This window comes from Citrobacter sp. Cf118, assembly GCF_030334095.1.
Lineage (GTDB): Bacteria > Pseudomonadota > Gammaproteobacteria > Enterobacterales > Enterobacteriaceae > Citrobacter > Citrobacter freundii.
The window spans coordinates 1-307 of sequence record NZ_JAOWES010000001.1 but is presented as its reverse complement, the minus strand read 5'-3'; the positions used below and the strand labels follow the sequence as shown (position 1 = coordinate 307).

At 56.4% G+C, this 307-nt stretch carries 1 other RNA gene; it reads left to right on the top strand.

The features are described 5' to 3' along the window. Window positions 1-119 precede the first annotated feature (119 nt). A non-coding RNA gene (locus OGX67_RS00005) (RtT sRNA) lies at window positions 120-256 on the top strand. Window positions 257-307: the final 51 nt, after the last annotated feature.

Here is a 307-nt window from a genome sequence, read left to right as displayed (position 1 = left end):
AGTGGCTGAAGGAGCACGCCTGGAAAGTGTGTATACGGCAACGTATCCGGGGTTCGAATCCCCGCCTCACCGCCATATTTTAAGAAGAGCTCGTACGCAAGTACGGGCTTTTTTTTCGCATATTGCATAGCCTGGCGGGGATGAGAAGCCCGGACCGGGGTTCGACTACTGGCGCAGCCAGTTGGACAGACTGAGAGCGCAGCGAACCGGCTGCCCGCAGGGCGAGTGAAGCGAGTCAATCCCCGCCTCACCGCCATATTTTAAGAAGAGCTCGTACGCAAGTACGGGCTTTTTTTTCGCATGTTGC